At 67.8% G+C, this 5,405-nt stretch carries 6 protein-coding genes; 1 reads left to right on the forward strand and 5 read right to left on the reverse strand.

Annotated features, from left to right (window positions below):
- On the forward strand, nucleotides 1-434 hold a 434-nt coding region (locus ACXJKH_RS13725), incomplete at its 5' end, for a DUF4434 domain-containing protein (RefSeq protein WP_457320058.1).
- A gap of 56 nt (nucleotides 435-490) precedes the next feature.
- Here the strand turns inward: ACXJKH_RS13725 and ACXJKH_RS13730 are convergent.
- The 5 genes from ACXJKH_RS13730 to ACXJKH_RS13750 all read right to left on the reverse strand — a co-directional run.
- Complete coding sequence (locus ACXJKH_RS13730) at nucleotides 491-1,624, reverse strand: acyl-CoA dehydrogenase family protein (protein ID WP_256775384.1); 1,134 nt, start codon at nucleotides 1,622-1,624, stop codon at nucleotides 491-493.
- A gap of 4 nt (nucleotides 1,625-1,628) precedes the next feature.
- Complete coding sequence (locus ACXJKH_RS13735; protein ID WP_457320060.1) at nucleotides 1,629-2,315, reverse strand: alginate O-acetyltransferase AlgF; 687 nt, start codon at nucleotides 2,313-2,315, stop codon at nucleotides 1,629-1,631.
- The gene (locus ACXJKH_RS13740; RefSeq protein WP_457320062.1) at nucleotides 2,312-3,787 is read right to left on the reverse strand and encodes an AMP-binding protein; all 1,476 of its coding nucleotides are present in this window, start codon (nucleotides 3,785-3,787) and stop codon (nucleotides 2,312-2,314) included. The genes ACXJKH_RS13735 and ACXJKH_RS13740 overlap by 4 nt, the downstream gene beginning before the upstream one ends.
- A 29-nt stretch (nucleotides 3,788-3,816) precedes the next feature.
- Entirely contained in the window at nucleotides 3,817-4,047 is a 231-nt protein-coding gene (locus tag ACXJKH_RS13745; RefSeq protein WP_137191072.1) for an acyl carrier protein, read from the reverse strand.
- A 13-nt stretch (nucleotides 4,048-4,060) separates the two neighbouring features.
- Nucleotides 4,061-5,405 (reverse strand): MBOAT family O-acyltransferase (locus ACXJKH_RS13750; protein ID WP_457320064.1); only part of this gene is annotated, 1,345 nt, incomplete at its 5' end.

Consider the following 5,405-nt stretch of genomic DNA (forward strand, 5'->3'; position numbering starts at 1 on the left):
GACTGCAGCAGGCCGCGCACGCACAGGGTGGCGACTGCGCGGTGTCGACCTATTTCAGCCGGCTGCAGACCAGCGGACGGCTGGAAACGGTCTGGGCCAGCCTGCTCGACCAGGTGCCATTGCGGCCGATGGTGCAGGACGGGGTCGGGGTGGCCGGTGCGGGCAATGTGCAGGAACTGCGGCCGCTGCTGGCGATGCTGAAACAGCGCGGCGTGGCCTTCGATGCGATCGTGGAGCTGTTCCGCGAACTGCCCGGCGAGAACACCGACGGCACCCAGTTCAAGGGCGAAACCGCCGATGCCGCGCGCATCGAACGGCAACTGGCCTGGGCCCGCGACAGCGGTGCCGAACATGTGCTGGTGTACGCGCTGGACCCGTGGCTGTCGCAGGACACGCCGCAGGCCAAGGCATTGCGCCGGCACTGGGGTCTGTAGGGCGTCCCCCGGTACCGACCAACAGTGGGTACCGGCAGGTTCGTGCCGTACGCGCGTTACAGCGTCCGGCCGATGATCTCGCGCAGGATCTCGCTGCTGCCACCGAAAATGCGCAGCGCGCGCGCGTCGGTCCAGGCGCGACCGATGCCGTACTCGCTGCTGTAGCCGTAGCCGCCATGCAGCTGCAACAGGTCATCGAGCACCGTACCCTGCAGTTCGGTGGCGTTGAGCTTGGCCATCGCCGCCATCGTGGCATCCAGCCGCCCCTGCATCTGCTCGCCCAGGCACTGGTCGAGGAAACTGCGCAGCATCGCCAGTTTGGCGGCCGCATCGGCGAGGACGAAGCGGGTGTTCTGGTGGTCGATCAGGAAGCGCCCGAACGCCTTGCGCTGGCGCACGTAGGCCACCGTCTCGGCCAGCATGCCTTCGGCCGAGGCCGCCGCACGCAGCGCGATGGCCAGCCGCTCGGCCGCCAGTTGTTCACCCAGATAATCGAAGCCGCGCTGCGCTTCACCCAGCAGGTGCGACGCGGGCACCACCACGTTGTCGAAGAACAGCTCGCTGGTGTCCTGCGCGTGCTGTCCGATCTTGGGCATCGGCGCGCCACGGGTGACGCCGGGCCAGGAAGTATCCACGCAGAACAGCGTCAACCCGCGCGCACCCAGCTCCGGCGCGACGGTCGCCACCACCACCACCACATCGGCATTGCTGCCGTTGGTGATCCAGGTCTTCTGGCCGTTCAACAGGTAATGATCGCCCTGGTGCTCGGCGCGGGTACGGATCGCCTTGAGGTCGCTGCCGGCGCCGGGTTCGGTCATGGCGATGGCACCGATCGCCTCGCCACGCGCCATCGCCGGCAACCATGCATCACGCAGTGCGTCGCTGCCGTACTGCATCAGGTACGGCGCCACCATGTCCGAATGGATCGAAAAACCGATGCCCAGGTAATTGGCGCGCGCCAGTTCTTCGGTCACGCACGCGGCATGCCCGTAGTCGCCGCCCAGGCCGTAGGGCTCGGGCAGCTGGCAGTTGAGCAGGCCGGCCTCGCCCGCGGCGCGCCACAGCGACCGCGGGGTGATGCCATCGCGCTCCCACTGTGCGTAATGCGGCGCGATGTCGCTGTCGATGAAGCGACGCACCTGCGCGCGGAACAGGGCGTGGTCGTCGCGGAAAACGGAACGCTCGGACATGGGATCAGCGGCCCACCGCATCGGTGCCGCTCAGCTGGCCCTGCAGCACCGGGGCAGCGGCCGTGCCGGTCAGGAACAGGCTGTAGTGATCGCCAGGCTGCAGCGCCGGCAGCGCCAGCGGTGCGCTGTCCTTGCTGCCGCAGCCAGCGACCAGGCGCGCCTTGACCGGGTTGATGCCGCGCGCGCTGCTGCTGCCGGCCGCGACGGCGGGGAACACCACCGCGCCCTTGTCGGCCATGGCCAGGCGGCCCTGCGTGCAGCCGCTGGCGAGGTTGTAGAACCGGATCTCGGCCTTGAGCGCGTCGCTGGTGCCGCCGCCATCGGCCAATACCGCCAGCGGTTTGGTCGGCGTGGACGCATCCAGCACCAGCGTAGTGAAGCTGCCGGCGGCGACCTGGGCCTGGCTGCGGGCCTTGCCGGCCACGCGCAGGTTGAACGGCTTGCCGCCTTCGACGATGGCGTAGCGGGTGGCGCGGGTGGCGGGGCCGATGCTCTGCTCGGCACCGTTGCCGACGGCGACCTTGAGCGCGGCGCTGCCCGGGTTGAGCACGCGGACGAAGGCCGAACCGGCCGGCGGCCGCGGCGCATACAGCTGCGCGAGACGGCCTTCCTGGCCCCCCTGCTGCGCGTGGGCGGCCAGCGGGGAAAGCGCGAACAAGGCGGCGGCGAGCGGGATCAGGGGGAGCTTCATGGTCTGGGTTCCTGGCTGCGGAGCGTGCGCGCCAAGGCATAGCGCTGCTCCAGTTGTCTGCGGTCGACCTTGTTGCTGTTGCCGGTGGGCAACGCATCCACGGCGATCAGTTCGGAGGGAATCATGTAGGGCGGAACGCGGCGGCCGAGCTGTTCCTTCCAGTCCTGCAGCGCGGCCGGCAGCGGCTGCACCAGGCCGTCGCCGGGCTGGGCCAGTTCGACGAAGCCGATCATCCGCACCAGGCTGCCGTCGGGGCGGCGCAGCACCACCGCCGCACCCGCCACCACGCCGTCCAGTGTCGACAGGCAGGCGTCCACTTCGGCCAGCTCGATGCGGTAGCCGTTGAGCTTGATCTGGTCGTCCTTGCGGCCGCGGAAATACACCCGGCCCTGTTCGTCAAGATCGCCGAGGTCGCCACTGCGGTAGGCGCGCTTGCCCTGGTGGTCGAACAGCACGCCCTGGTCCAGGTCCGGACGATCCAGGTAGCCGCGCATGACGTGGTCGCCGGCCATGCAGATTTCGCCATCGTCGATGAACACCTCCGCATAGGGCTTGGCCACGCCGATCGGGAACGGGTTGGGGGCGGCCGCGCGCAAGGCCGGATCGATCTCGACCCAGGTGGTCGAACAGGTGGCCTCGGTGGGGCCGTAGGAATTGATGATGCGCGCCTGCGGGAAGCGCGCCCACAATTCCTCTGCCACGCGCGGGGTCAACGATTCGGCGCCGAACACGAACACCTGCAACGACGGCAGATGCTCGGCATTGAAGCGTGGGTTGAGCATCTGCTGGCGTACGAACGAGGGCGTGGAGGCCCACACCGCCACCGCCGAATGGCGCAGGTGTTCAACGAAACGCTCGCTGTCGGCGATCACCTCGCGCGGGCACAGCACGCAACTGCCGCCCAGGCCCAGCGCACCGCACAGGTCGAACAGCGAGAAGTCGAAACTGAAGAGCATCTGGTTGAGGAACGCCGGTGCCTGGCCCAGTTGCAGGCAGTCGCGGATCCAGCCGGTGAACAGCGCCACGCTGTCGCGGCCGATCTGCACGCCCTTGGGGTCCCCGGTGCTGCCGGAGGTGAACATGACGTACGCCAGGTCCGGCACGCGCAACGCGCGCGGTGCATCGGCGCCCGGCCCGAAGGTATCGGTGGCCGCATCGTAGACCGCGCCGGCATGGGTCAGCTGGGTGATGCGCTGCAACCGCGCGGGCGGATTGATGGTGTCCACCGGCACGTAGGTGACGCCCATCTGCAGGCAGCCGAGCATGGCCACCACGAAGGCGGACTGCTTGTGCCCGGAGATCACCAGGGCAAACCCCGGCCGGACCCCCGCGACCTGCGCGCGCACGATCCAGTCCAGGGTGGCGCGATGCAGTGCGGCCCAGTCCAGCGTGCCGTCTGCATCGTGCAGCGCTGGCGCATGCGCGGCATGGTCCAGGTCGACGAAACGGCAGTTGTCGAAATCGAATCGCATGCGCGCAGCTCCTGCAGGGGGGATACGGCTCAGCGCTGGTGCGCGGCCACGTAGTCGGCCAGCACCTGCACCGAGTCGACCAGTGCATCGATCTCATCCACCGGCAGGGTCACGCCGAGGCGGTCTTTGACCTCAACCATCAGCTGCACCTTGGACATCGAGTCGAACAGCGACTCCATGTATTCGTCCGGCTGCACGCGGGTGCCGATCACCGCCTCGACGATGTCGATCAACTGGGTCTGGAGGGTCTGGATATCCATCGGGTTCACCTTGTCAGAACTGGAAATAGAGGAAACGGGATTCTTTGTGCAGGCTCAGCAGGCACAGCAGCAACATCAGCAGCATGACGCCCAGCCACGGCAGGTTCGGCTGCCAGCGCATCCACGCGCGCGGCGCCGGGTTGGGCTTGGCCAGCGAGGGCGAGTACACGCCCATGATCTGCTGCGCGTTGGGCGTGGCCCAGACGATGACCAGCAGTACCACGATGTACACCAGCTGCAGATGATGACCCATCAGCAGCCGCCAGCCGTCGGCCAGGCCCATGCGGCCCAGGTAGCCCAGCTGCTCCATGCTTTCCCAGCCACGGACGCCGAACATGCCTTGCACCAGTTCCCAGGCATCGTGCACGCCATCGGCACGGAAGAACGCCTGGGCCACCAGCACCGCGCCGAAGGTCAGCAGCACGTAGCCGGCGTGCTGGTACCAGCGCAGCTGGCGCAATGCGGCCGGTTTGCGGCCGCCGACGAACACGCGCCAGGCGTGGTTGATGGAGAGGTAGCCGGCATGCAGCAGGCCGAAGATCAAGAACTGCAGCCCGGCGCCGTGCCAGATGCCGGCCAGGCCCATCGCCCACACCGTGGGCAGCACGATCATCGACAGGAAGCCGCCGGCCGAGGCCACTGCGGTCGGGCCGGTGGCGCGGCCATGGCGGGTGCGCCAGCGGGTCACGGCCATGGCCACCGGGTAGTACAGGTAGGCGGTGATGTAGCGGGTCAGGGTCATGTGCCAGCGCGCCCAGAAATCGATCACGCTGGTCGCCTTGTACGGCGAATTGAAGTTCAGCGGGAACCGGATGCCGAACATCCGCGCCAGCCCCAATGCCATGTCCGAATAGCCGGAGAAATCGAAGTACAGCTGCAGCGCGTAACTCAGCGCGGTGGCCCACGCGCCCCAGAACTGGACATCGCCGGTGGACGCGAACCCGGCATCGGCATACGGGGCGATGGTGTCGGCCAGCAGCACTTTCTTGGCCAGCCCGATCACGAACAGCATGCCGCCCACCGACAGGTTGTCGGCATGGAAGCGGTAGGTTTCGCGCTTGCTGAACTGCGGCATCATCTCCTTGTGGTGGAGGATGGGCCCYGCGATCAGGTGCGGGAAGAAGGTCACAAACAGCACGTAGCTGAGCGGGCTGCGGTCGTTGACCACGCCGGCGCGGCAGTCGAGCAGGTAGCCGATCTGGGTGAAGGTGAAGAAGGAAATGCCCAGCGGCAGGATCAGCGCATCCATGGGGCCGACGTTGAAGCCCATCTCGCCGACGAAGTTCACCATCGCCGCGAAATACTTGTAGTGCACCAGTAGCAACAGGTCGGCGGCCACGCCCAGCGCGGTGGCCAGC

Source organism: Stenotrophomonas sp. P5_B8 (genome assembly GCF_054049855.1).

What these genes read in the sequence shown, in the direction of transcription:
- ACXJKH_RS13730 (WP_256775384.1), bottom strand. Translation starts at nt 1,624, where the DNA reads ATGTCCGAGCGTTCCGTTTTCCGCGACGACCACGCCCTGTTCCGCGCG.
- ACXJKH_RS13735 (WP_457320060.1), bottom strand. Translation starts at nt 2,315, where the DNA reads ATGAAGCTCCCCCTGATCCCGCTCGCCGCCGCCTTGTTCGCGCTTTCC.
- ACXJKH_RS13740 (WP_457320062.1), bottom strand. Translation starts at nt 3,787, where the DNA reads ATGCGATTCGATTTCGACAACTGCCGTTTCGTCGACCTGGACCATGCC.
- ACXJKH_RS13745 (WP_137191072.1), bottom strand. Translation starts at nt 4,047, where the DNA reads ATGGATATCCAGACCCTCCAGACCCAGTTGATCGACATCGTCGAGGCG.